The organism is Streptacidiphilus alkalitolerans (genome assembly GCF_042511045.1).
GTDB classification, from domain to species: Bacteria; Actinomycetota; Actinomycetes; order Streptomycetales; family Streptomycetaceae; genus Streptacidiphilus; species Streptacidiphilus alkalitolerans.
Genome location: NZ_JBHEZX010000002.1, coordinates 435,504 through 460,961, shown reverse-complemented (window position 1 = coordinate 460,961; position 25,458 = coordinate 435,504). Strand labels below are relative to the sequence as shown.

The 25,458-nt window shown below is 71.6% G+C and carries 17 protein-coding genes; 10 read left to right on the top strand and 7 right to left on the bottom strand.

Annotation, left to right across the window (positions count from 1 at the left end):
* Positions 1-8: 8 nt before the first annotated feature.
* Together ACEZDG_RS05815 and ACEZDG_RS05810 are read right to left on the bottom strand one after the other, a co-directional pair.
* A complete protein-coding gene (locus ACEZDG_RS05815) occupies positions 9-6,323 on the bottom strand; it encodes a hypothetical protein (RefSeq protein WP_380503281.1) in 6,315 nt (2,104 codons plus the stop codon).
* Positions 6,324-6,425: 102 nt separating this feature from the next.
* The gene (locus tag ACEZDG_RS05810) at positions 6,426-8,105 is read right to left on the bottom strand and encodes an MFS transporter (protein ID WP_380503278.1); all 1,680 of its coding nucleotides are present in this window, start codon (positions 8,103-8,105) and stop codon (positions 6,426-6,428) included.
* A gap of 496 nt (positions 8,106-8,601) precedes the next feature.
* Between ACEZDG_RS05810 and ACEZDG_RS05805 the strand changes: the two genes are divergently transcribed.
* The 8 genes from ACEZDG_RS05805 to ACEZDG_RS05770 all read left to right on the top strand — a co-directional run bounded on the left by ACEZDG_RS05805 (position 8,602) and on the right by ACEZDG_RS05770 (position 19,228).
* A complete protein-coding gene (locus tag ACEZDG_RS05805; protein WP_380503855.1) occupies positions 8,602-9,444 on the top strand; it encodes an ABC transporter ATP-binding protein in 843 nt (280 codons plus the stop codon).
* Positions 9,444-10,361, top strand: coding sequence for an ABC transporter permease (locus ACEZDG_RS05800; protein ID WP_380503275.1), 918 nt, complete (start codon positions 9,444-9,446; stop codon positions 10,359-10,361). The genes ACEZDG_RS05805 and ACEZDG_RS05800 overlap by 1 nt, the downstream gene beginning before the upstream one ends.
* A 53-nt stretch (positions 10,362-10,414) precedes the next feature.
* Positions 10,415-11,512 (top strand): ABC transporter substrate-binding protein, encoded by a 1,098-nt coding sequence (locus ACEZDG_RS05795; protein ID WP_380503272.1) that lies wholly within the window; start codon positions 10,415-10,417, stop codon positions 11,510-11,512.
* 124 nt (positions 11,513-11,636) lie between these two features.
* Positions 11,637-13,313 carry an ATP-binding protein gene (locus ACEZDG_RS05790; RefSeq protein WP_380503269.1) on the top strand — a complete coding sequence of 559 codons (1,677 nt, stop codon included), beginning with the start codon at positions 11,637-11,639 and terminating at the stop codon, positions 13,311-13,313.
* On the top strand, positions 13,310-13,993 hold the full coding sequence (locus ACEZDG_RS05785; protein WP_380503266.1) for a response regulator: 684 nt from the start codon (positions 13,310-13,312) through the stop codon (positions 13,991-13,993). The genes ACEZDG_RS05790 and ACEZDG_RS05785 overlap by 4 nt, the downstream gene beginning before the upstream one ends.
* A 132-nt stretch (positions 13,994-14,125) precedes the next feature.
* A complete protein-coding gene (locus ACEZDG_RS05780) occupies positions 14,126-15,076 on the top strand; it encodes an ABC transporter ATP-binding protein (RefSeq protein ID WP_380503263.1) in 951 nt (316 codons plus the stop codon).
* A complete protein-coding gene (locus tag ACEZDG_RS05775; RefSeq protein WP_380503260.1) occupies positions 15,073-16,461 on the top strand; it encodes an ABC transporter permease in 1,389 nt (462 codons plus the stop codon). Before ACEZDG_RS05780 ends, ACEZDG_RS05775 begins: the two co-directional genes overlap by 4 nt.
* A gap of 4 nt (positions 16,462-16,465) precedes the next feature.
* Positions 16,466-19,228 (top strand): bifunctional YncE family protein/alkaline phosphatase family protein, encoded by a 2,763-nt coding sequence (locus tag ACEZDG_RS05770; RefSeq protein WP_380503257.1) that lies wholly within the window; start codon positions 16,466-16,468, stop codon positions 19,226-19,228.
* Positions 19,229-19,263: 35 nt separating this feature from the next.
* Here the strand turns inward: ACEZDG_RS05770 and ACEZDG_RS05765 are convergent, their stop codons facing one another.
* Together ACEZDG_RS05765 and ACEZDG_RS05760 are read right to left on the bottom strand one after the other, a co-directional pair.
* The gene (locus ACEZDG_RS05765; protein ID WP_380503254.1) at positions 19,264-19,944 is read right to left on the bottom strand and encodes a hypothetical protein; all 681 of its coding nucleotides are present in this window, start codon (positions 19,942-19,944) and stop codon (positions 19,264-19,266) included.
* On the bottom strand, positions 19,941-20,447 hold the full coding sequence (locus ACEZDG_RS05760) for a sigma-70 family RNA polymerase sigma factor (protein ID WP_380503251.1): 507 nt from the start codon (positions 20,445-20,447) through the stop codon (positions 19,941-19,943). The genes ACEZDG_RS05765 and ACEZDG_RS05760 overlap by 4 nt, the downstream gene beginning before the upstream one ends.
* 96 nt (positions 20,448-20,543) lie before the next feature.
* Between ACEZDG_RS05760 and ACEZDG_RS05755 the strand changes: the two genes are divergently transcribed.
* Together ACEZDG_RS05755 and ACEZDG_RS05750 are read left to right on the top strand one after the other, a co-directional pair.
* Positions 20,544-21,281, top strand: coding sequence for a COG4280 domain-containing protein (locus ACEZDG_RS05755; RefSeq protein WP_380503249.1), 738 nt, complete (start codon positions 20,544-20,546; stop codon positions 21,279-21,281).
* Positions 21,278-21,526, top strand: coding sequence for a hypothetical protein (locus tag ACEZDG_RS05750; protein WP_380503246.1), 249 nt, complete (start codon positions 21,278-21,280; stop codon positions 21,524-21,526). Before ACEZDG_RS05755 ends, ACEZDG_RS05750 begins: the two co-directional genes overlap by 4 nt.
* Before the next feature lie 51 nt (positions 21,527-21,577).
* Here the strand turns inward: ACEZDG_RS05750 and ACEZDG_RS05745 are convergent, their stop codons facing one another.
* The 3 genes from ACEZDG_RS05745 to ACEZDG_RS05735 form a co-directional block, all read right to left on the bottom strand.
* Complete coding sequence (locus ACEZDG_RS05745; protein WP_380503243.1) at positions 21,578-23,242, bottom strand: alkaline phosphatase family protein; 1,665 nt, start codon at positions 23,240-23,242, stop codon at positions 21,578-21,580.
* Between the two features lie 224 nt (positions 23,243-23,466).
* Positions 23,467-24,300: an SAM-dependent methyltransferase gene (locus ACEZDG_RS05740; RefSeq protein WP_380503240.1), complete on the bottom strand. Its 834-nt coding sequence runs from the start codon at positions 24,298-24,300 to the stop codon at positions 23,467-23,469.
* Positions 24,301-24,386: 86 nt separating this feature from the next.
* Positions 24,387-25,334 (bottom strand): Dyp-type peroxidase, encoded by a 948-nt coding sequence (locus tag ACEZDG_RS05735; RefSeq protein ID WP_380503237.1) that lies wholly within the window; start codon positions 25,332-25,334, stop codon positions 24,387-24,389.
* Positions 25,335-25,458 lie beyond the last annotated feature (124 nt).

Below are 25,458 nucleotides of genomic sequence, written 5' to 3'. Positions count from 1 at the left end.
GTTCCCGCTCACAGGCCGCTCAGCTCGAATATCGCACCGTAGAGGACCTGGTCGAGACGGTCGACGAACTGGATCGACATCCTTGCCTCGCCCTCGTGCATCAGATAGACGTTCCTGCCGCCGACCGGGCCGGCGACGGCGTCCTTCAACCCGCGCAGGATCCGGCGGCGGTCGGTGAGCAGGCCCTCGCCGCGGGCCAGGTACACCAGGAGGCGGGCCGTCGAGGCGGCGACGGCGGCATCCGGGTCGTCGAGCAGGCGGAGCAGTTCCGGGGTGATGTCGCTCTTCATGCTGTGGAACTCCTCCGCCGCGTCGTAGGCGGCCTGCTGCACGAAGCTGACATCGTTCATGGCCGCGCTGAGGGCGACCGCCACCCGCTCCGTGACGCGGCGGAGCAGGCCGAGCAGGCGCACGGCCGCGAGGCGGGTGGTCCAGTGGTCGGCCGTCTGCACCCACTCGGTGAGGATCGGCTCCCAGACGTCGGGCTCCGCCACCGCCTTGAAGGCGATCGGCGAGACCTGCGCCAGTGCGTCGATCGCGGTCAGAAGGTGGTGCAGGAACTTCTCGGAGCCCTCCACCGGGCTCGACCGCTCGACCCAGGACAGCAGCAGCCGGAGGGCCGGCTCGTTCTCGGCCAGGGTGAGGGCCGTCTCGTTCGCCCTGGCCCAGTAGCTGTCCGAACCGAGTTGGATGTAGAGGCTGCTCCCGAGGTTTCTGAGCCTGTGGAGGCAGAGCGCCGGGTGGGCCACACAGGTGTCGTCGAGCCAGGACTTCTCCGGGTCGAGCGGCAGCTGCGCGGACTCCGGGACCGCTTCCCCCTGCTGCTCGGTCGCCGCCGCGGCGGCCTTGAGGTAGGTCACCGGGCCCTCGGGAATGAAGCGCAGTTCCTGCCGCACCTCGGTCGGCACCGCGGCGACGGCCGCGCGCACGGCGTTCTCCGATCCCCTCAGCACGGTGGTGCAGTCGGCCAGTCGGCCGAGCCCGAGGAGCAGGCTGTGCTGCCGCCAGGGCGGAGCCGACGGGAGTGCCTCCAGGAGCGGAGCCAGCAGGGCGTCGTCGATCGACTCGAGGCTTCCCAGGATCCAGTGGGCGGGGGAGTCGGGGTGCACGGCGGCTTCCGCGAGCCAACGGTTGAGCGCCTCGGCGTCGTCGTGGTGGATGGCGCTGCGCATCCAGCTGAGGGCACTGCGGACCGCCGGCGCATGGTCGCCCTGGCTGCAGTGCCGGGCGACGGCCTCGATCGCCTCCGCGCCTACCCGGGAGACGGACCAGCGGCGCTCCCGGTTGCGGCCGTAGGGCGTCGGCCCGTGGAGGGCGAGCGCGCTCCGGAGCCGGAGCCGGTCGGTGGATTCGGAGAGCAGCTCGACCAGCTGGTCCAGGTTCTCCGGGGTCAGCCGGCCGGCCTCCACCTGCACGAGTGCCTTCCAGCGCTCGGCCTCCGGCTCGGCCGTGGTCCACCGGGTGGCGATGGCCATGGCCTGCGGGTCCGGACTCTCCAGATGGCCCCACAGGCGTTCCAGGACCGCGGCCCGGCCCGACTGGACCACCCGGTTGACCACGGACGCCGCGCGTGGTGTGAGCCGCAGCCCGCCGTCGGCCGCAGCCGCGACCAGGGCCTCCACGCCGGCCTGCCACTCGGGGCCCAGCAGCATCTCCCACTGGGCCGTGTCGCCGACCGAGGTCGTGCCGAGCGCCACGACCTCGGCGGCCGTGGTCTCCAGGTACAGGACGCCCCAGGCGAAACGCCCGGTCGGGTAGGCGTGCCGGTGGACCGCGGCGCCGACCGGCACGGCCTCCGGCGGCAGCCGCCAGGCGAGCGCGCCCGCCCCGTAGCGGGACCGGTGGGCGGCGACGAGACGGGAGGCACGGCCCAGCGCCTTGTCCCGCAGCCAGCCCTCGGGCAGGGAGTCGGCGACCGCGTCGAACGCCGCCGTGAGGTCCCACACCCCTTCCAGTGCGAAGCGGATACTGCTGACGGCTTCGGCCCTCCGCCGGGGATCGGCGATCTCACCGAGCGACACGCCCGCGGCGCCGAGCAGGTCCTCGAGCCGCTCGGGCGCGAGCAGCGCCAACCGGCACTGGGCCCTGGCCCGGTTCTCCGGGTCCTCGATGCGGGAGAGCAACCGCAGCACCCGGTCCAGGTCGAAGATGTCGCCCACCCCCAGCCCGATCGGCAGGTCCGGAATGGCCAGCATGATCCACTCAAGGGCCCGGGCGCGGTCGTGGGCGTCGGTGAGCTCCTGGAACAGGTCCAACGGGCTCAACCGCACCCGGACGGCCAGCTCCGGGTCGGACGCCGCGGCAAGGCGGGTCAGGGCACGGAAGCGCAGGTAGGGGTCGGCGATCCCGGCGGCCTGCTCCAGCAGCGCCCGGTTGGCCCGGGCGACCTGACGCCTCGTCACCGTGGTTCGGTCCACCTGCCGGAGCAGGGTGTTCTGGATGGTGCCGCGCAGTCTCCCCGCCGCCTCCGCCCCGGCGGCGGACCAGCCGTCGGGCCGGCCGTTGACCAGGTGGGCGGCCAGGTCTACGGCCACCTTGGCGCAGGCGGAGGCCGGGGCGCCGCCACCGCCGGCGCCCGCCAGGTACCCGGCCACGAAGTCCTGGCCGCGGATGCGGCAGACCGCCAGGGTCTCCCAGACCAGCTCGGGGTGGTCGGCCAGGACCGCCCCGCTCCGGGCCAGCACCCGGCCGGCGAGGTAGTCGCACTCCTCGGGCACTCCCAGCAGCCCGTCCAGCATGGCGAGGCAGTGCTCGACCGGGGTGTCGCACCGCGGGGCGAGTATCTGCTGCGGCCACGGCAGCCGCAGCCGGGCGAGCTGGTTGCGGGCCTGGGCCAGCTCCGACCATCCCCTGGCCGCGCGGCCGGGCGGGCGCAGTTCGACGGCTCCCACCGGCCCGAGGGCGGCGGCCACGCTGTCGGACGCCTCGTCAGGAAGCCCGGAGAAGCGGTACGCCCAGTCCTCGGCGTCCAGCGCCTCGCGCACCGGGTCCGAGGTCGCGTCGACGAAGCGGCGCGAGGGGATCGAGTCGCTCACCGGCAGCGGGCCGCCGCCGGCGGCGGCCCTGGCCTCGATCACGATCCGCAGCAGATCGAGCTGGTGCTCCTCCGGGGCCTCCTCCGGCAGGGTGCGGGCCGCCGTGTCCGTGGATCTGATCAGCGGTTCCCGCAGCAGCGCCCTGAGCCACTGGAACCGTTCGAGCGCCGCACGGGCGGCGAGCCGCCGGTCCGGGTCGGCGAGCGCCTCGCGGACCAGCGGCACGACGTCCTCACCGAGCGCGGCCAGGCCGACGACCGCTTCGGCGCAGCCCGCCGGATCCGCGCTCCGCCGCCAGACCCGGCGGAAGACCTCGGCCAGCTCGCCGACCGGCCTGCGCAGCCGCAGCAGGCGCAGCACCGCCCGGCTCAACTCCGCGGACGCCAGGTCGTGCACGATGTCGCCCGAGCCGAACTCCATCGGCGGGATCGCCGGCGGCGGTTCCGGCGGCTCCTCCACCTCGTCGTCCGCGGTCAGCCGCAGCCCTTCCAGGTGCCTCTTGTGGGAGGCCTGCAGCCGCTCCCGGACCGCGGTGCCGGCGATGCCGCCGTAGAGCGCGACGACCAGCCAGAGCCAGCCGACGTCGCCGCGCACGTACTCCGTCAGAGCGGGGCTCGATTCGAGCAGCCGACGCATCGGCAGATGGGCGGCGACCAGGCGCGGGGTGTTCAGCGCCGGGGTGTTCAGCGCCGGGGCCGGCCCCGACGGGGGCCGGTCGCTCGCGGTCTGTCCCAGGGCGGTGAGCAGCGCCCAGTGGACCGGCCAGCGCAGGGCGGCCTGGTCCCGGTGCACGACCTGGAGCAGGGCGTCGACCGTGCCGGTGGTGAACCAGTCGATCCGCAGCATGATCTCCGCGGCAGCCGCCGCGTGGTCCCGGTCCACGCGGGGCCGCCGGATCACCGCGCCGATCGCCTCGGCGACGAGATCGGCCTGCGGTCCCTCGCGCAGCCGCGCGAACACGTCGCAGATCCCCTTCCGCAACCGCTCCGCCTGCGACTGCCGCTGGATGAAGGCGTAGCAGCCCAGGAACTGCTCCACGATCCGGTCGACCACCCGCTTGGGCACGCCGTCCAGTTGGGGCAGGGCGCTGACCACGAGCATCGCGCCGCGGGGAATCAGCAGGTCCTCGTCGTCGGCGGCGAGCACGTCCTGCAGCAGGCGGGTCCGGCTCTCCGCCCCGCCCCACTCGGAACTCGCCATCACCAGGCCCACGGCGAGCAGCAGCGGCTCGCGCCAGAGCGGGTCGTCCAGCCGCTCGACGATTCTCGCCGCGGCGTGCTCCCGGTCGGAGAGCAGGTGGCGTGCGGCGAGGAACTCCTGGAAGGTGCGGTGGAAGAACGCGTAGTTGTCGTCGGCCTGCTCCGCCAGTAGGCCCACGTGCTTGCGGATGGTCGTGAGCAGGGCGTCCAGCACCGGCCGGAACGAGCGGTCCATCGGCACCGATCCGCGCATGAGGCTGAGCGGGCCCTCGATCAGTTCGGCGATCCGGCCGAGGCTGATCAGACCGTTGTTGTTCCGGTCCTCCTGCATGTCCGCGGCCAGCGGCTCCAGGGCCGCGAGCAGTTCGTCCCGCCCCAGCCCGTGCGCCCGGCACTCCGGGCGGTCGAGCCAGATCCGCAGCAGGTTCTCCACCACGCGGTCGTAGACCGCGGCGCGCTGGTCGGGCAGGTGCCCGTCCACCCAGTAGACCATCGCCAGGATGGTGACCAGCAGCGGATTGGTCGCCAGTTCCCGGATGGCGGGGCGGGAGTCGTCGTAGATCTCGGCGATCAGGGCCTCGGCGACCGACCGGCCCGAGAGGTCGAGGCCGAGTTCCGCGCTGATCGCCCGGGTCCAGGCCCGCGCGAAGTGCTCGACCGCAGGGCGCTGCATCGCCTGGATGCCGAAGTGGGCGCATCTGCTGCGGACCGGGTTGTGCGGGTAGCCGACGTACCGGCTGGTGACCAGCACCTGGTTGCCGCCGGCCCGCCAGGGCTCCTCGGCCTCGTTCGCCGGGTTCGGCCTGGCCGTCCGCTCGATGAAGTTCTGGATCTTCTGCGTGACGGTCCGTCGCTTGGCCTCGGGGAGCTCGTCGAGTCCGTCGAGCACCACGACGGCGCGGTCCTGGTCCAGTAACGCGCGCAGCAGGGCGTTGCGCGTCTGCGGGGTGCAGCCGTCGGCCCGGCCGCAGGAGTCCGGGTCCTGGCCGAGGTACTCCTCGAGGGACAGGGTGGGCTGCTGCGCACGCTCCCGCTCGGCCAGCTCGCGCGCGAAGTGGGCCAGCCGGAGGAAGATCGGGACCCGCGCGGGGCCGAGGTCGACCAGGCGCTCCGGATCCTGGCCGCCGGGGTGGTCGGGGTCGATCTGCGAGACCGGCACGAGGATGTGCACCCCGACGTCGATCGTGACGGCGGCGGAGGGGGACGGCCCGGGCCCGCCGGCGACCGAGTACCGCAGGTGTGCGTAGCGACGGCCGCATTCCTGGCCGGCCGGGGTGAAGGTCAGCCGCTGGAGCTGGTCGGGGCCGACGACCTGGCCGAGGCGGACCGGCCGTCCGAACAGGGCCAGCGTTCCGCGGGCCGGCAGTTCGTCCAGGCGGATCGCCCTGGCCTGGTCTCCCTGACCCGGCGTCAGGAACAGGTTGCGGTCCAGCACCGAGGAGATGCCCGCGGGCAGATGGACCCGGAAGGCGTCCGGCAGGGCGGGCCCGGACTCGGGCTCCACCTCATGGGGCAGCTGCCGCAGCATCCCCCGGGCCAGCTGCAGCGCGAGCCAGCGGCCCAGCGTCGTCTTCCCGCTGCCGGGACCGCCGAGCAGGACCATCCGGCTGTGCAGCCGGAACGCGTCGGCGAAGGTCTGCACCTCGGTGATCCGGGCCCGCTTGGCCGCCTCACGCAGCGGCCGGTAGCTGCGGCGGACGTTCTCCGCGTCCAAGACCGCCAGCCGGGTCGGCTCGATCAGGTCGAGCGCGGTGCCGCCGGCCGCCTCCTCGACCTCGGTGCCGTGCAGGTTCGCCATGTGCCGCAGGCCGTAGTCGCTCTCCGGCTCCGCCTTCAGGGCGACATAGACCTTCTCCAACTCCACCCGCAGGGTGCCGGCTTCGTTGATGCCCTGAAGCTCCAGCCACTGGTAGGCCTCCGCCAGCAGGGTCAGATAGGCCTGTGTGCTCGCGGCGTCGGCCGGCCGCACCGCTTCCGCCGGGGCCGCGAACACATTGACCGTGAGATTCTGTCCGGCCAGGTACGCGTCACCCCCTGTCGTGACATGGGGATTCCCCAACCCCTGCCAGTTGCCGAGCTCGTCAGCCACTGCCCCTCCCCCCGGCATCAGGCCACCGCCGCCGTGGCGACAAACCGAGTATGGCTCACCGAGCCCTGGTCAAACCGGGATTGAGCAGGATGCGGTAGCCGCTCACTTGGCGCTCTTCGGGCATCGGGGGGTTGACGGGTGTGCGTAACCGGTGCCGATGCGCAGGATGCCCGGGGCATCCGACACCAGCTGGGTCCAGGGACCGTCGGGTGTGAGGCACGCCCTGCCCGGGCCGAGAACCGACAGCCACGGCGACCAGACGATCCGGACCAGTACTCTTCCGGCAGTCGGCAGTCGGAGCGTGATGTCGGCCTGGCCGGCGTCCACCACCGCGGCGGGGGAGCCGGCCAGGGGGAGCGCGTCGACGACCCGGTACACCCGCCAGTGCGGGTCACTCCAGACAGGTTGGAGCCAGGTCTGCCCGGTGGCGACAATGCGGCCCTCGGCCGCTGACGCGTAGTCGAGCGTCGTGTCGGGGAGAACGACGTAGCCGACGGCCCAGTTCCGCAGCCAGGCATGGTAGGTGGCACTGTTGAGGGCGCCGTCGTAGAAGAGGGCATTGCGGGCGATGTCCACCTGCCGGTTCCATCCTCGCGCCAGTTCCACGGTGGCCGCCAGGCCCGACGACTCGACGTGGGACGCGGTCCCCACCACCTCGACCCGGCCCCGCTTCGCCCCCAGCTCGACCAGTTCGGTGGCCAGGGGCTTGGTGTACTGCGTCCAACGAGCAGCGGGAGCGGCGACAGCGAGGTCCGTCAGGGGCTGGACACTCTGCCAGGACATCGCGATCGAGAACACGACCCACAGCGCGCGGGACCGGCGTGCCCTTGTCGCCATCGCCGCCGCCAGCAGGGCGGTTGTGGCGAAGAGCAGCGCGAGGCGCTCCACGTTGCTGCCGACGGGAGAGGGAATCACGGCAGTGAGCAGGTTTCCGAGCACATAGGTCCAGGCTCCGATCCGCACCGCCCGCCAGGCCGTCGGCGCGAGCAGGGCCAGTGGCAGCGATGTCGCCAGCACCAGGGAGAGTTGGAGCAGGGAGTAGGGCTGCACGCCGTAGAAGGGAAACAGCAGCGACGTCGTGCCGACGACCAGTGGCGGTCCGGCCGCCAGTACCACGGCGGTCGCACGCCTCCCGGTGAGGAACAGGGCCGGGGCCACGGCCAGCAGGAACAAGCCGTCGACGGGGCTGGCCAGGGTGGCCAGCACCCCGAACAGCCCGGCGAGCGCGGCGCGCGGTCCGCTGGACCCGTGGGTCTCGTAGGCGGCCAGGACCGCCGCCAGCGCGAAGCACACGCCGACAGCAAAGGTGATCCGTCCGGACGCCGTGTTGCAGGCCAGGGCAGTCGCTCCGCACAGCGCGGGCAGCAGCGGGCGAGGGACGGGGGAACGCATGAGCAGACGGGCCAGCAGCGCGGCCGAGAGGGTGCCAACGGCCACCCCCGTGGCGCGCACCCCCAGAAAGGCCATCAGATACGGGGTGACCACGCTGTACGAGACCGCGTGCATGCCGCCGTACCAGGAGAGGTCATCGGCGGACCCGGGATGCGCGGCTGCGAAGTGCGCCCAGGCGTACTGGGCAGCCATGTCGCCGCCGTCGGTGGCCAGGAACAGCGCCCAGCCGGTCTGGATCGCCGCCGCCAGCACCGTGGCCGCCAGGACCGGATGACGCAGCAGCGACCACGGAGCGCGGGAGCCGCGCCCAGGGCCGACGGAGTCGTTCCTCGGAGCAGCCGAACTGACAACGGAGGGTCGATACACCGTCGGGGGGCGGGAGAGGGGCATGTGGGTCATCAACGTCCGGAGTCGGTTCTGGGCCTGTGGCTACGGCTGGGGCACCCACGTGATCGCCAGGACGCACTCTAATCGCCCGGCGCGCGACCGGGGCGCCGCTTCGGGTATGACGTCTACAAGAATGTAGTCAGTCGTGGCATGGTCAGCACGTTCTCTGCCACGCTGCACACGCCAGAACCCACGAGAGGGAGGCCCGTTCATGACCGTCCTTGCGCTCGCCGACCGGCCCGCACCCCTGGGCGTCCTGCTGTTCGTCCCGGTGCTGGTCGTTCTGGTCGCGCTCGGCTTCTACTGGAACCGCCGGCAGTGAGCACAACGCACAAAACCCGCGGTAGAGAGCTTAATGGCGACGTACACACGAAACATGGAGGTTACCTGCCCGTCGTCCTAGCTTCAGAGTCCTCAACGGCGAGGACGAATGGAGACGGACGTGACGGCGGCACAGAGGGACCAGGCGGTGAGCCCCGCTCCCGACCCTGGCGGCAGGATGCGGAGGGGCGAGAGCGCCCGCATTGAACTGTCGGGTGTGACAAGGCGCTTCACCTCCCCGGCGGGCAAGGTGTTCACCGCGCTCCGCGAGGTGGACTTCACCGTCGAACCCGGGCAGTTCTGCGCGGTCGTCGGGCCGACCGGCTGCGGCAAGTCGACAACTCTGGGCATGGTGGCCGGTCTGGACCGGCCCAGCGCCGGGACGGTGCGCGTCGGCGGTCAGGAGGTGGACGGTATCACCGACGGCGTCGGCTTCATGTTCCAGCAGGACGCCCTGCTGCCCTGGAAGTCGGTGCTCGCCAACGTGGCGCTCGGCCCGGTGTTCCGCGGCGTCGCGAAGAAGCAGGCGCAGGCGGACGCCCGGGACTGGCTGGGCAGGGTGGGTCTGCGCGGGTTCGAGGACCACCATCCGCACCAGCTCTCCGGCGGCATGCGCAAGCGCGTGGCCATGGCCGCCGCACTCATCAACGAGCCGTCGATCCTGCTGATGGACGAACCGTTCGGGGCGCTTGACGTGCAGACCAAGGCGATCATGTCGAACGAACTGCTGGGCCTGTGGGAGGAGTTGAAGCCTTCGGTGCTCTTCATCACGCACGACCTGGAGGAGGCCGTCGCCCTCTCTGACCGCGTCGTCGTGATGACCTCGGGGCCCGGCACGATCAAGGGCGTCTACGACATCGACCTGCCGCGTCCGCGCGGCGCGGTCCAGGAGATCCGGTTCGAGCCGCGCTTCCTCGAACTCCACCACCAGATCTGGGAGTCGCTCAAGGACGAGGTGCAGCGGGCCTATGCGGTCGCCGGCGGCACCTCGGGCAACTCCGGCGCCGAGGGGGACCACTGATGAACACCGCACCCGAGTCACCGGAGCGAGAGATGCAGACCCCCGACCAGGTGCGCTCCGTCCTGCGGTCGGAGATCGCCGCCGACGAGGCGACCGTCAAGGCCAAGGCGCTGCGCCAGGCCCGTGTTCGCACGATTCAGGTCAACGTCGGCCGGGCGCTCCTCGGCATCGTCGTGGTGGGCGGCTGGCAGCTCTTCGCCCAGTGGAAGATCATCGACCCGTTCTTCTTCGGCCAGCCGTCCGGCATCGCCAGGCAGTTGGTGGACTGGTTCCAGCACGGCACCTCGTTCGGCTCCATCTGGTCGCAGATCGGCGTCACCATGGAGGAGGCCCTGCTCGGCTTCGTCTACGGGGTGCTGGGCGGCGTCGTGCTGGGCGTGCTGCTCGGCCAGGTGCGCTTTCTGGCCGATGTGGTCGGGCCGTACATCAAGATCGTGAACGCGGTCCCGCGGATCGTGCTGGGCTCGATCTTCTTCGTCTGGCTCGGCCTGGGGACTCCCGCGAAGGTGCTGCTGGCCTCGGTGCTCGTCTTCTTCGTCGTCTTCTTCAACGCCTTCCAGGGGGTTCGGGAGGTCGACCGGGTGTTCGTCAACAACGCCCGCGTCCTCGGCGCCTCGCGGCTGCAGATCACTCGGCATGTGGTGCTGCCCTCGGCGCTCACCTGGATCACCGCGAGCCTCCACGTCGCCTTCGGCTTCGCCGTCATCGGCGCGATCGTCGGCGAGTTCCTGGGCGCCCAGCAGGGCCTGGGCCTGGTCATCTCCGACGCCCAGAACCACTTCAACCCCAACGGCGTTTTCGCGGCCATGGTGATCATCGCCGTCATCGCGCTCACCGCCGAGAGCGGGATCAGCCTGCTGGAGAAGAAGCTGCTGGCCTGGCGCCCCCCGTCCTCGACCGAGGTCGCCGGCATCTGAACCGGCTGGAAGCCGACTCGAAACCCACCCACCGTACAAGGGAGTACGCCCCCATGCCCACCACCAAGAACTCCAAGCGCTCTCGTCGCACCCTCGCCCTCGCTACTGCGGGCGGCCTGCTCGCCACCCTCGGGCTGACTGCCTGCGGCTCGTCCACCGGCGGTTCCACCGGCAGTTCCAGCGGCGGCGGCAGCCTGCCGAAGGTCACCATGATGGTCGGCGGCATCGACAAGCAGATCTACCTGCCGTACGAGCTGGCCCTGCGGCTCGGCTTCTACCAGAAGTACGGCGTCGACATGCAGCTGAGCACCGAGACCAACGGAGGTGTCGGAGCCGAGGACGCGATGGCTTCCGGCCAGGTCGACATGGCCGGCGCCTGGTACATCCACACCTTCGACTTCCAGGCCAAGGGCAAGGACGTCATCAATCTCGCCCAGCTCAGCGGCGCCCCCGGCGAGCGGGTGATGTGCTCCAAGAACTCGGGCGTCACCACACCCGCGGACTTCAAGGGGAAGAGCATCGGTGTCACCGACCTCGGCTCCGGCACGGATGACCTGGTCCAGCAGGTCGCCGCGCACTACAACCTGTCCACCAGTCAGTTCCACCGCATCGGTGTGGGCGACGGGTCCACGCTGCTGGCCGCGCTGAAGCAGAACCGGGTCGCCTGCGCCATCACCACCCAGCCCACGGTCAGCGCCATCGAGAAGTCCGGGGCCGGCACGTCCGTGCTCGACCTCTCCAGCACGGCCGGTGCGACCCAGTGGCTCGGCGGCACCTGGCCGGCCGCGGGCGTACTCACCCTGAACAGCTGGGCCAAGGCCCACCCGGACTCCGCCCAGAAGGTGGTCGACGCCCTGGTCGCGACGATGCACTGGATCAGTACCCACACCGCCGCGCAGATCGCCGACGCACTGCCGGCGTCGTACACCGACAACGGTCTGATCACCAAGGCCGACTATGTCGCCGCGCTCGCCCAGGACAAGGGCCAGTTCCTGCCGGACGGCATGATGCCGGTCAACGGCCCGGCAACGGTCCAGGCCACCGCGAAGCTCTCCGGCGTCGACGTCAGCAAGGTCACGGTGAGCGGCACGTACACCAACCAGTACGTCATCGCGGCCAACAAGCTGGAGGGCTTCACGGTCAGCGGCTGACCGGCACCCGGGGTCAGGGGGGAGGGGCCGGGGCCCGAGGGCTGGGCAAATCCCCCCTGACCAGCGACAATCTCTCCACGAGCGCGGCAAGGGTGCCGGCTCGGGAGCCGAGCGGTGAGAGACGATGATCCCAAGGAGAGCAGGGACGGCCCAGCGGCGACGGCTGTCCACCAGGATCCTGGCCAGCCAGGTGGCGATCCTGGCCGTGACCAGTGTGATCGGCTTCGTCCTCTTCGCCTGGGTGCAGCGCGGTCAGCTGGACCACGAGTACGAGCAGCGCGCGCTGTCCACCGCCCGGGTGGCGGCCGCGGACCCGCAGATCCGCGAGGGCATGTCCGGCGCGGGCGGCGCGGCGCTGGTGCAGCCGGCTGCCGAGCGCATCGCCGAGGCTGCCCGGGCCTCCTACGTGGTCGTGGTCGACCTGAACGGCGTCAGGTACTCCCATCCGCACGCCGATCTGATCGGGCAGCGAATCGCCGAACCGCTGGCCGTCCTCGACGGCCGGGGCCACGTGGGCATCGACCAGGGTGTCACCGGCCGGTCGGCCAATGGCAAGGCCCCCCTGTGGGGGCCCTCGGGCCGAGTGATCGGCGAGGTCTCCGTCGGCATCGCCGAGAAGAACGTCGCCGGTCAGCTGTGGCGGGAGCTGCCCACCTTCGCGCTGTACGCCGGCATCGCCCTCGCGGTCGGCTGCGGCGCCTCGTACGCGCTGGCCAGAAGGCTCAAGCGGTCCACGTTCGGCCTGGAGCTGGAGGAGATCGCCGGGCTGCTGCAGGACCGGGAGGCGATGCTGCACGGGATCCGGGAGGGTGTGGTCGCCTTCGATCCGAGCGGCCGGGTCACCGTGGTCAACGACGAGGCCAGACGGCTGCTGCGGATCGACGCGGCGCTGGGCCTGCGGCCTGCGGACGTCCTGCCCGCGGGACGGCTGCGCGACGCCCTCGACGGCACCCTCGGCGGCAACGACCTCACCGTCCTCACCGACCGGTACTGCCTGGTCGTCAACCGGATGCCGGTGGTGCTGCACGGGCGCGAGCTGGGCGCTGTCGTGACCGTGCGGGACCGCACCGAGCTGGTCGGGCTGCTGCGCGAACTGGATTCGGTGCGCGGCCTCACCGACGCCCTGCGGGCCCAGCAGCACGAGTTCGCCAACCGGATGCACATCCTGGCCGGGCTGCTGGACCTGGGGGAGCACGACGCGGCCTTCGAGTACGCGGTGGAGTCGGCCTGCGTCGAACCCGCGTTGACCGAGGCGGTACGGCAGCGGGTCGGCAATCCGTTGATGGTCGGACTGATCGTGGCGAAGTCGACCGTCGCCGCCGAGCGCGGGGTGAGCATCACCCTCAGCGACGACTCCCAGCTCGGTGAGCAGCCCGTCCACCTGCGCGGGCTGCTCACCATTGTCGGCAACCTGCTGGACAACGCGGTGGAGGCGGCCCTGTCCGGGGCCGCGACGGCGGGAGGCGCGCGGGTGGAGCTGTCGCTGCTGGAGACACGGTCCGAGATCACGGTCCGGGTCGCGGACTCGGGGCCCGGGGTGCCGGGCGACGCCGTGGAGTCCATCTTCCAGGACGGCTGGTCGACCCGGCCGGACCGGGGCACCGCGCGGCGTGGACTCGGGCTGGCCCTGGTGCACCGCCTCGTACTGCACCACGGCGGGACCATCACGGTGAGCAGCGGGGCCGGAGCCGTGTTCGGCGTCACGCTACCACTGCCGGCCACCCCCACAGCCTCCGGCCGCCCCCGGCCGGCCGGGGCCAACCCCTTCGAACTGTCCGGCTCAGGAGGCGATCGCTGGTGATCAGGGTTCTGGTGGTGGACGACGACTTCCGCGTCGGGGCCATCCACGCCCGGTACGTGGCGCGTGTCGAGGGATTCGAGGTGGTGGGCCAGGCGGCGACGGTGCGGACCGCGGTCGAGGCCGCTCGCGCACTGCAACCGGACCTGCTTCTGCTGGACGTCTACCTGCCCGACGGAAGCGGCCTCGATGTGCTGCATCAGCTGACCGGCGACTCGGTGAGCGCTCGGCCCGACGCCATTGTCATCACCGGAGCGCGTGACATGGCCACCGTCCGCTCCGCGCTGAAGGTCGGTGCGGTCGGGTACCTGGTCAAGCCGTTCGGCCTGGCCGCGTTCAGCGAACGCCTGACCGCCTTTCGGGAACTGCACCGCCGCTTCCACTCGGTGGGCCCGGCCGTGGAGACCGATCAGGCCGAGGTCGACGCCCTGTTCAGCGCCGCACGTCCGGCGCCCGCGCCGCAGACCCTGGCGAAGGGCCTCTCCGCCCCCACCCTCGCGCTGGTCCGCGAAGCAGTACGGGAACGCGACCTGTCGGCATCGGAGGTCGCCGCGGTGACCGGAATCTCCCGCCCCACCGCCCAGCGCTACCTGTCGCACATGGTCCGCGACGGTCTCGCGCACCTGGAGTTCCGCTACGGCGCGGCCGGCCGGCCGGAACACCGCTACCGCGCGACAGGCTGACCCCGGGCGGGACGCCGCAGGCTCCGCCACGTGTCGGCGTGTGGCTTTCCGTTCCGCGAACGTTCAGCCGGAGGTCCCTGACTCCGCTGTGCTCATGCCATACGTTCTCAGCGGTACGGCTGAGAAGGGGCTATGGGGACACAACGTGCGGTGTTGGCCCGCGGGCTGACCAAGTACTTCGGTGACGTCGTCGCACTCGACGGCGTCGATCTGGATCTGGCGCGGGGGCGGATCCATGGACTGGTCGGGCCGAACGGCGCCGGCAAGACGACTCTGCTCGGCCTCCTGCTCGGACTGGCCGTCACCGACGGCGGCAGTCTTGAGATCCTCGGCAAGCGGGTCGGGCGGATGTTCGCGGCTCCCGGCGGTGTGGCCGGCTTCGTGGACGGACCCGGCCTGTACCCGTCGCTGACGGCCCGCCAGAACCTGGCCGCGCTGGCCGCTCTGAGCGGCAAGGACACCCGGACGGCGCGGACGGCGCGGATCGACCAGGTGCTGGACGAGGTCGGCCTCACGGACGTCGCCGACGACCGGGCCCGCGGCTTCTCGCTGGGCATGCGCCAGCGGCTCGGCCTGGCCGCCGCCCTGCTCACCACACCGAGGCTGCTGGTCCTCGACGAGCCCGCCAACGGCCTCGACCCGGCGGGCAAGAAGCACGTGCACGGCGTCCTGACCCGGCTCGCGAACGAGGGCACCACCGTGGTGCTCTCCAGCCACCGCATGGACGACCTCGAGGCGCTGTGCTCCGAGGTCACCATCCTCGCCTCGGGGAGGGTCCGCTTCTCCGGCCCGCTCAGCACGCTGGCGGGCGAGAACGGCGCGCTCGACTACCGGCTGCTCACCTCCGCGCCGGAGGCCGCGCGCCGGCTGGCCGCCGACACGGCCGGGGTCCGGGTCGTCGCGGACGCCGGGGCCTGGCGCGGCGCCGAGTCGCTGGTCGTCAGCGCGCTGGTGCCGGCCCTCGACGCACTGGTGGCGCGGCTGGTGCGGGCGGACATCGCGGTGCGCGAACTCGCCCCGGTGGTGTCGCCGCTGGAGGCCGCGTTCCTCGCCCTCACCGAACAGCAGGAGGCCGCCCGATGACCGTCATCGTCACCGACGACAAGACCACCGGCACTGGTGCCGGGACCGGCGCCGATCCCGAGGTCCTCGTCGTCCCGGTGACCCGCGCCTACCGGTTCGAACTCGTCAAGCTCGTCTCGCAGTGGCGCATCCGGCTGCTCGTCCTCGCCTGCTGGACCGCGCCGGGGCTGTTCGTCGCCGCGGTCAGCCAGCAGAGCACGCTCCCCACCGACACCCTCTTCGGCCGCTGGATGCACGCCACCGGGTGGGCCGGACCGCTGGTGGTCCTGGGGTTCGCGGGCTCCTGGGCACTGCCGTTGCTGACCTCGGTGGTCGCGGGCGACGTCTTCGCCGCCGAGGACCGGCTGGGCACCTGGCGCCATCTGCTGGTGGCGGTCCGGTCGGCCCGCCGGATCTTCGCGGCCAAGGCCCTGGCCAGCCTGACCGTCGTGCTGCTGCTGGTGGCCGGGCTGCTTGGCTCCAGCACGGTCGGCGGGCTGCTGGCGGTCGGCGACCAGCCGCTGGTCGGCCTCGACGGGCACCTGCTCACCTCCTCGGACGCGCTCCGGAACGTCCTGCTGGCCTGGGCCTGCGCGCTCGCGCCCACGCTGGCCCTCGCCGCGATCGGCCTGCTCGGCTCGGTCGTGCTGCGGCGCTCCCCGATGGGGCTGCTGCTGCCCGCGCTGGTGGCGGTCGCGATGCAGCTGGCCCAGATGCTGCCGCTGCCGGTGGCGCTGCGGCTGGCCCTGCCCGGCTACGCCTTCATCGCCTGGCACGGGCTGTTCACCGGCCCGGCGCACTCCCGTGAGCTGCTGATCTCGGTCGCGGTCAGCCTGGTGTGGGTCGTGGTCGTGACGGCGCTGGCCCACCAGCTGTTCGTACGGCGGGACTTCACCAACGCGACCGACGACGGCATCGGGCGCCGCGTGCTCGCGGTCGCCGTGCTGCCGCCGGTCGGACTGCTCGCCCTCGCCTTCGGCGCGGTCGCCGTCGCGACGCCGTCCCTGGGCTCCGGGATCACGCAGGACAAGGTGCAGCGGTCGGTGGCGACCGCGTTCGCCCACCTCTACCGCCTGCAGACGGAGCAGCTCCACCGCCCCGCCGTCACCGAGGCGCAGCTGCGGGTCACCGCGGCGTGCGACCGCAGCGACGGCCAGGCCGACCCGGAGGGTCCTGGCAACGACTGGCGCTGCGTCGTCAGCTGGCACCTCCCCGGCGCCGCGGCTCCGGGGACGGCCGTCTACCAGCTGGACGTCACCTCGGACGGTCGGATCGAGGCCGACGGCGACGGACCGAAGGACGTGAACGGCTACTTCCTGGTGCGGACCCCGACCGGGGACGCACCGAACCCGCTGTGGCAGTTCGACGGTGACGTCGAACTGGTCCCCACTTCCCAGAACGGATGAACCCATGCAGGTAACACGTCGTCGCCGAGGGACCGAGAAGCGGCAGTTCGACTTCCTGGGCAGGCCGGTCAGCCGTCGGGCGACACTGGTCACCGCCTGCGTCACCGCCCTCGCCGTGGCCGCCACCGGCACCGCGTTCGCCGAGACGCACCAGTTCGGCACCGAGCAGGTCGGCCAGGTGACCGCCAAGGGCCAGGTCATCTCCAGCGACCAGTACCTCGCCCCGTACGGCACCCGCCTGGTTCTCAACGACGGCAAGATCATGTCGTCGTCGGTCAGCCCGGACGGCGGCCACCTCGCGGCCTCGGTCACGGACGGCGACGCGGCGCTGGTGGTCGTGGACCTCAAGAGCGGCCAGGTGCGGCAGCGGATCGGCAGCGCCGCGGTGGACGACCTGCGCATCAGCAGCAGCGCGGTGGGCCAGGAGGGCCCGACGTACTCGCCCGACGGCTCGCAGCTGTGGCTGGGCCAGACCGACGGCTACACCAGGTTCACCGTGAACGCCGACGGCACCCTGTCCAACCCGGTGGCCGTTCCGATCCCGGCCGACGGACCCAAGCACGCGCTGGTGGGCGCGGCGGTGTTCTCGGCCGACGGCTCCACCGTGTACTCCGCCGTGAACGGCCAGAACCGGGTGGTCGCCATCAACGCCGCGACCGGGGCCGTGGAGCAGAGCTGGGCGGTGGGCAACGCCCCGCGCGGCATCGTCCAGGTCGGCGGCAGGCTCTACGTCAGCAACGAGGGCGGGCGTCCGGCCAAGGCCGGCGACTCCACGCTCAACTCCTACAACACCCAGGTGCCGGCCAGTCCGGTGACCGGGGCCACCACCACCGGCACGGTCAGCGTCATCGACCTGGCCAAACCCTCCGCCGCGGTCCGCAGCATCGAGGTCGGCCTGCACCCGACCGCCGTGTACGCCGCGCACGGGGCGGTGTTCGTCACCAACACCGCCGGCAACAGCGTCTCCGTCATCGACACCGCCCGCGGCAGGGTCGTGCAGACCATCGCCACCCAGCCCTGGCCGGAGGCGTCGGTGGGCTACGAGCCCGACGCGGTGACGCTGACCGCCGACGGCCACCTGCTGGTGACGCTGGGCCGCGCCAACGCGGTCGCCGTCTACCGCTACACCGGCCCGCAGCAGCCGGTCAGCTACGTCGGCCTGCTGCCGACGGACTACTTCCCCGCGGAGATCACCACCGTGGGCAAGCAGGTCGTGGTCTCCAACACCCGCGGCATAGACGCGCTCCGGCCCACCAACAGCGCAGGCCACGGCACCCATGACACGACGTCCAGCCTGACCCGGTTCACCCTGCCCAGCGACCGGGTCATCAGGTCCGAGACCGCCAAGGTCTTCCAGCAGAACGGCTGGACCAACGGCGCGGTCGCGCTGGCCGCCAAGGGGAACAGCAAGGCCGAGCCGGTCCCGGTCCCGGCGCGGATCGGCGCACCCTCGACGATCAAGCACGTCTTCCTGATCGTCAAGGAGAACCGCACCTACGACCAGCTCTTCGGCGACATGGCGCAGGGCAACGGCGACGCCGCGCTGGCGCAGTTCGGCGAGAACGTGACGCCCAACCAGCACGCGCTGGCCCAGCAGTTCGGGCTCTACGACAACACCTACGACATCGGCACCAACTCCGCCGAGGGCCACAACTGGCTGATGCAGGCCGACGACCCGGAGTACACCGAGTCCTCGGCCGGTGAGTACCTGCGCAGCTACGACACCGAGGACGACGCGCTCGGCCACCAGGAGTCCGGCTTCCTGTGGACCGGCGCGCAGGCGGCCGGCAAGAGCGTGCGCGACTTCGGCGAGTTCCAGCAGTTCCTCACCAAGCCGGCCACCGCGAGCTGGCAGAACCTGTACTGCGACGCCAAGACCATGGACGCGACGGGGCAGGGCACCGCCTACCCCCTGGACTCCTCCTCGCCGATCCCCTCCCTCAACAGCGTGTCGGTGCCCGGCTTCCCGAAGTTCGACACCAGCGTCCCGGACCAGTACCGCTACGAGATCTGGAAGCAGGACTTCCAGAAGAACGGTCCGGCGAACCTGAACATGTTCTGGCTCTCCAGCGACCACACCGGCGGTCCGGCCGGCCCGGCCGCGCAGGTCGCCGACAACGACCTGGCGACCGGCAAGATCGTCGACGAGATCTCGCACAGCAAGTACTGGAAGGACTCGGCGATCTTCGTGGTCGAGGACGACTCGCAGGCCGGCCTCGACCACGTCGACGGCCACCGGGCCCCGATCCAGATCATCAGCCCCTGGGCCCAGCACGGCGTCGTCGACGACCACTACTACACGCAGATCACGATGATCCGGACCATCGAGCAGATCCTCGGGATCCACCCGATGAACCAGAAGGACAGCGCGGCCACGCCGATGACCGCGGCCTTCACCAGCAAGCCGAACAACACGCCGTTCACCGCGCTGCCCAACCGGACCTCGCTGACCGACGGCCTGTCCACCCCGCCCAGCTGCGGCGTGGACACCCCGGCGCCGCAGGACCCGCACGCGGCGGCCGTACCGGCGACGACTGCGGTGCCGGCGGCGGAGAAGTCGGTCGCGGCGCAGTGGACCACCTGGAAGTCGCACCAGCGGCTGACCGGCCCCGACGCGGTGCCCGACTACGCGAACCCGGCCCAGATGAACCACCTGACCTGGTACGAGACGCACAACTGGAAGCAGCCCTACCCCGGCGAGAGCAAGATCTTCGCACCGAACGACGTCCCCGGCGCGTACATCCCCTCCTCCGACACCGACGGCTGATCCGGCCGCACCACCCGGGCGCGGCCGGACAGATCCTAGTCGTGGGTCGGCGCCTGGGTGGTGCAGCTCAGCGGGCCGCTGCTGGGAACGAGCCGTTCCACCGAGCCGGGGCGGCCCCCGCTGACCGCCAGTTGGGCGGCGTTGAGGTAGCCGATGAACAACTGCTTGCCCGCGGGCACGGCCGAGGGGGTGAACACCAGCTCGACCCTGCCGTTGCTCAGCCGCTGGCCCTGCATGACCTTGTCGATGCCGGGACCCTGGCCGTGGTCGAGGCTCGGATCGTCACTGGGCCCCTTGCAGAATTCTCCGACCTTGATGATGACCGGGAGCCCGGCCTCGGCCAGGGCCGCCTGGAGCCCGGCGTGGTCGCTGAAGTACTTGGCCTTGTCCCAGCTGACGTGGACCGTGCCGTCGGTCTTGGAGTCGACGCTGTACGCGGCGGTGTGGATGTGCACCGCGCCCGCCCCGGTACTGTCCCCGGCCGCGGGCGGCGCGCTGGGCGGGTTGGCGTAGTCGCTCACACCGAGGGCCAGCCCGGCCGCCACCGCGGTGGCGACGGAGATCCTGGCCAGGCCGCGGCGGCGGGCCCGGCCCCTTCCCGCCGCGACGATCCGTTCGGCCGGGGTGTCCATGGTGACGCTGCTCATGGACTGCCTCAGGGCGTCCAGGACCTCCGCGGTCCCGGGGGTGTCCTCGTTCGTCTTGTCCAGGCTCATGGCCTGACCTCCAGATTGTCGGTGCTCACGAACTGGCCGCGCAGGGTTGCGACGGCCCGGGCCAGATGGGCGGTGACGGTTCCGGGGGCTATCCCCAGAGCCGTGGCCGTGGCCTTGGTGTCGAGGTCGAGGAAGACCCGGAACGCGATCACCTCGCGCTGCCGCTCCGGCAGGCCGCGCAGCGCGGCGAGCAGGGCCGGGTCCAGCACGGTGTCCGCCCCGCCGGGATCGGGGACCGCCTCCAGGGCCTCGGGGACGAGATCGACCACGACCTCACGGCGCCGTCTTCGCCACCACGACACCCGGGTGTTGAACGCGGTCCGCACCACCCATGCACGCGGCGCGGGATGGCGACGCACCACGTGCCACGACGTCCAGGCACGGGTGAAGGCCTCGGCGACCAGGTCCTCGGCCAGCTGCCGATCACCCACTCCGGCCAGGACCGCCCGCAGGCACATGTCCCGGTTCACCTCGTAGAACTCGCTGAACTCCAGCTGCTTCACACCCCCTCAACGCTTGGGGGCGCCGATCCGCTTACTTCTCCCCAGCGTCTACGACGTTGTAGACAATGGAATCGCCACCCTGCGATCATGGGCCGCATGAGCGCCTGGGTGCTGTTCCTGACTGTGTTCCTGGCCTGTGCGGTGGAGGCCGTCGAGGCGCTGACGGTCGTCCTCGCGGCGGGGACCGCACGGCACTGGGGCTCGGCGCTGCAGGGGATGTTCGCGGCGCTGGCCCTGCTGGCGGTGACGGTGGCCGCGCTGGGGCCGGCCGTCGGGTCGATTCCGCTGGTGCCGCTGCGCCTGGTGGTCGGCGCGCTGCTGCTGGTCTTCGGGCTGCAGTGGCTGCGCAAGGCCATCCTGCGCGGCTCCGGCCACAAGGCCCTGCACGACGAGGACCGTGCCTACCGCAGGGAGCTCGCCGCCGCGCAGGCCGCCGGCACCGGCGGCCGGGGACGTGTGCACGACTGGTACGCCTTCACCGTGGCCTTCAAGGGCACCTTCCTGGAGGGCCTCGAGGTCGCCTTCATCGTGGTCACCTTCGGCGCCAACCAGCACGACCTGCCGGTCGCGGCCCTCGGCGCCGCGGCTGCGGTGGCCGTGGTCGCCGCCCTCGGCGTCGCCGTCCGCGCACCGCTCGCCAGGGTGCCCGAGAACACCGTGAAATTCGTCGTCGGCACCATGCTCACCTCCTTCGGGCTGTTCTGGGCCACCGAGGGCACCGACGCCCACTGGCCCGGAGGCGACGCCGCGCTGCTGGCCGTGGTCCCCGCCACCGCGCTGCTCGCCCTGGCCTGCACCGGCCTGCTGCGCCGAACCGAAGGACGCACCCTGTGAACGCACACCCGGTGAACGCCGTCCGCTCCTTCGCCCGGTTCTGGTACGGCTTCGTGGTCGGTGACGACTGGCGCACCGCGCTCGGCGTCGCGCTCGGTCTGGCCGCCACCGCGGGCCTGGTGCAGGTCGGCGTCAACGCCTGGTGGCTGCTGCCGGCGGCGGTGGCGGCCGTGCTCGGCCTGTCCGTCCACCGCGCCGCGCGGGGCCCGGACCGGGGCCCCGGCGGCGCTCCGAAGGAGAAGTAGCCCGCCGGGGCCGGGACTTCGAGGGTCCGATCCGCTCGGCGGGCGGTCGGCTCAGCGGACGGGCAGGGCTTTGGTGCCCTCCTCGCGGACGGCCTGGAGCTTGTTCGGGTTCAGGCCGAGCAGGTCCAGGATGGTCGGGGCGATCTGGGTGGTGTGCACCGGAGCGTTGTCGACGACCTGGTCCGGCACGCCGGCGCCGGAGACGACCAGCGGGACGTCGAGGTCGTCGGCGTGGGCGCCGCCGTGCTCGGCGACCTTCTTGGTGCCGCCGGTGTAGACGACGCCGTACTGGGCCACGCCGTAGACGTCGGGGACCCGGGCGTCGCCGGGCTTGACGCCGAAGTAGCGGGCCGCGTCGGCGCCCGCGTAGGCCTTGGTCAGGCCGCTGTGGGTGAAGGCCTTGGGGTTCTTGTTGATGTCGGTGCCGGTGCCGCTCTGCGCGAGCAGGTAGTCCTTGGCGAAGTCGGTGGCGGCCTTGGAGCGGTCGGAGAGCCAGAGCAGCATCGCGTCGTCGTCCACGGCATGGACCACCAGGGTGGGCGCGGAGGGGTGGAGCTTCTTCCAGGCGGCGTTCAGCCCGTCCAGCAGCGGGCCGTCGTCGACCCGGGTCAGCGCGGTCGGGTCGGTGGGGGACTGGCCGTGCTTGGCGGACAGGATGATCGTGGTGCTGCCCTGGAGGTGCTGCTTGCGGATCTCGGCGGTGAGCGCGCCGATCTGGGCGTTGACGTAGTCCAGGTTGCTCTGCAGCAGCGGTCCGGGGACGTCCTTGGCGGTGTAGCCGCCGGCCAGGCCGTCCGAGCTGGGCAGCTTCTCGGCGGTGGAGACCGACTGGAGGTTGAGGCCGAAGACGGCCGGGGTGCCCACCTTGTGGGTGCGGGAGTGGTCGTAGCCGTCGATCTCGTTGAGGACGGCCTGCACCTTGTAGCTGTCGTACTGCTGGGTGGCCTTGTTGTCGGTGGTCCAGTCGTTGCCGGCCGGGTAGCCCAGGGCGTCGGAGTTGATCTCGGGGGTGAACAGGTCCTGGATGCCGGTGCCGGACGGGCCGTTGAGGATCTCGTAGGCCGCGTGCTTGTCGGACCAGGCGGTGCGGAGCCCGGCCTGGCGGGCGACCTCGAAGACGGTGTTCACCTGGAGGTAGGAGTGCGGGTAGACCGGCTTGCAGGTCTTGGGGTCCACCGGGAGGGCGGCCGGGTTGATCAGTGCGGTGGGGTTGCCGGTCATCGACAGGATGCTGCCCGGGAGGTTCTTCAGGCCCTGGCCGGCGTCGATGGAGGTCTTGTCGAGGTCCAGGTCCTCGGTGAGGTCGACCTCGACGCCCGGCTTGACGCCCTTGCAGTGGGTGGTGCCGGCCGGGAGCAGGGCGGCGTTGTAGGTGTCGTCGTAGTAGATCCCGGTGGTGCCGGGGCCGCCGCCGGTGACCTGGGCCACCATGCCGGGGAAGCTGTCGGAGGGGTTGGTGGTCTGGGCATGGGTGTAGTCCACGCCGCCGCGCACCAGCTTGGCCAGCGCCGAGGACGGGTGCTTGGCCAGGTACCAGGCCAGGTCGGACTGGTGCAGGCCGTCCACCGAGACCAGCAGCACATGCTTGGCGGCGGCCTGCGGACCGGCCTTGCCGGCCGGAGCCGAAGGAGCGGCGCTGGCCTGGGCCAGGAGGGCCGCGCCGAGCAGCCCGGTGGTGCTGAGGACGGTGGCCAGGCGGAGATGACGGCGGTTCATGGGGCTCCTCGGATCTCTGGCAGGGACCCGGACCGGATGGGGCCCTGCGCTTCGGCGTGATCCTGACGTGCCCGCAGCTCCGGCGGCAGGGGTGCCCCGGAGTGTTCGCACAGCGTTCGCGCTCCCGCACCCGGCGCGACACCGGCGCGCTGACAAGTTGCGCTTGTTACCTCAGTGTTAGGTCGCCCGTGGCACTGTGGAGGGTTCGTCGGCGCGGGTTCGGGTCAGGGCTTCCTGCCGACGGCGGCGAGGATGCTCACCCGGTTCGCTTCCGGTGCGGGTTCGCCGTCGGGGCGCCAGAACGGGCACAGCACCAGGCCCGGATCGAGCAGGTCCACCCCGGTCAGGAACTGGCCCACCTGCTCGCGGGTGCGCAGGTTCATCCCGGTGGGGACCTTGCTGTAGGCCACCCCGACGCCGGTCACCTCCTCGTCGGTCAGCACCTCGTCGGTGACATGGCTGAGGACGACGTAGCTGCCGGAGGGCAGGGCGTCGATCAGCGCGGCCACGATCTCGCCGGGCCGCTCGCTGTCCTTGAGGAAGTGCAGGACCGCGACCAGCAGCAGGGCGACCGGGCGGGTGAGGTCGAGGGTCTCGGTCACCTCGCGGGCGGCCAGGATCTGCTCCGGCTCGCGCAGGTCGGCCTGCAGCACCCGGGTCACGCCGTGCCCCGGCCCGGACATGAGCGCGCGGGCGTGGGTCAGCACGATCGGGTCGTTGTCGACGTAGACCACCCGGGCCTCGGGATCGGCCTGCTGGGCGACCTGGTGGGTATTGCCCGCGGTGGGGATGCCCGTGCCGATGTCGAGGAACTGGTCGATGCCGAGTTCGGCCAGGGTGCGTACGGCGCGCTGCAGGAACGCCCGGTTGGCGCGGACCGCGGTGCGGCCTCCCTCGCCCATGGCCAGGATCTTCTCACCGGCCTCGCGGTCGGAAGGGAAGTGGTCCTTGCCGCCGAGCAGGAAGTCGTACACCCGCGCCGGGTGCGGTATCTCGGGGTGCAGGTTGGTCGGCTCCGGGAAGCGTGTGTCGACCTCGGTCATCCAGTTCTCGGACACGGAACGGCCGGCCTTCCTCTCGCGGTGCTGTCGTGATCGCTGGGGATCAGCCTAACCGCGGCGGAGAAGGGCCGACTGATAACCCGTCAACTGGCCGGCTGGTCGGCCAGGTCCTCCAGGAAGTCGGCCGGCGGGGCGAAGAAGAGCGTTCCGGTGACCGCGGTGGAGAAGTCGAGGATCCGGTCGTGGCTGGTGGGGCCGTCGCCGAGGAACATGTGCCGCAGCATCTCCTCGGTGACCTCCGGGGTGCGGGCGTAGCCGATGAAGTAGGTGCCGAACTCGCCGCTGCCGGGGCTGCCGAAGGGCATGTTGTCGCGCAGGATCTTCCGTTCGGTGCCGTCCGGGTCGGTGATGGTGTTGAGGACGACGTGCGAGCCGGGGGTGTCGAGCTCCAGGTTGGTGAGCTTGCGCCGTCCGATGATCTGCTCCTGCTGCTCGACCGGGAGCCGGTTCCAGGCGTCGAGGTCGTGCAAGTACTTCTGCACGACCACATAGGAGCCCCCGGCGTAGGCCGGGTCCTGCTCCCCGACCAGGACCGCGTCGGCGGCCTCCCGGCCCACCGGGTTCTCGGTGCCGTCGACGAAACCGAGCAGGTCGCGCTGGTCCAGGTAGCTGAAACCGGCGACCTCGTCGGCCACGGCGACATGGCCGCGCAGCCGGTTCATGATCTCTGTGCCGAGCGAGAAGCAGAGGTCCTGCCGGGTGGCCCGGAGGTGGAGCAGCAGGTCGCCCGGTGTGGCCGGGGCGTGGTGGCGGGCGCCGCGCAACTCCCGGAAGGGGTGCAGCTCCGCGGGCCGCGGGCGGTCCACCAGCCGGTCCCAGGCCTCGGAGCCGATTCCGGCGACAACGCTGAGCTGCGCGTCCGGGTATCCGAAACCGATGGCGCGCCGCAGGCCCGCGAGGTCCGCGAGCAGTTCCCGGACGGCGGGTTCGCCGCCCGGGTCGACGGTGAGGACGAGGAAGAGCGAGGCGCGGGTCAGCGGACTGAGCACGGGCTGGGGCACGGGCTGGGGCGTGGGCGCAGGCGTAGGCATGGTCAGCATCCTGGCACGGCCGCCGGCCACAACTGCTGATGACCAGACCGGAAATGATGATGGACCAGGATCTTGACACGCTTGACGATTATTGGTGATATCTGATGCATCGCATTCGATTATG